1 protein-coding gene is annotated in these 429 nt (G+C 69.2%); it reads right to left on the reverse strand.

Features of this window, described 5'->3' with window-relative positions:
- The coding region (locus tag OC373_RS18790; RefSeq protein ID WP_261998286.1) for an efflux RND transporter periplasmic adaptor subunit at positions 1-409 on the reverse strand (409 nt) is incomplete at its 3' end.
- Between the last annotated feature and the right edge of the window lie 20 nt (positions 410-429).

Genomic DNA, 429 nt, shown 5'->3' on the forward strand with positions numbered 1-429 from the left:
AGTTGCGCAGGCGGGTGCGGGCGGCATCGCGCAGACGGACCATCGACACCGCGCTTGCGGGATCGGACTCGGCCAGCCTTCGGGCAGTCTCGTCGGCGAGCCGGTATTCCTGCTGCGCCGCAGCCAGCTGCGGGCTATAGACGGAGAGCAGCGGCTGCCCGGCACGGACCCGCATGCCGGTCTGGTTCGCGTACAGCCGCTCCACCCAGCCTTCGAAGCGTGGCGCGATTGCGTATTGCCGGGTCTCGTCGACCTCGACCGTGCCGCTGGTGCGCACGGTGCTGGCCATGGCCCCGCGCTTGACCGCTTCGGTGCGCACGCCCAGTGCCTGCACTTTGTCGGGTGGCATCACCACCGTGCCCGGCGCCGCTGGCGGCGTGTCGTCGGCATAAACCGGAACATAGTCCATGCCCATCGAGTCCTTCTTGG

Origin of the sequence: Stenotrophomonas sp. Ste96 (assembly GCF_024519495.1) — a bacterium.
GTDB classification, from domain to species: domain Bacteria; phylum Pseudomonadota; class Gammaproteobacteria; order Xanthomonadales; family Xanthomonadaceae; genus Stenotrophomonas; species Stenotrophomonas bentonitica_A.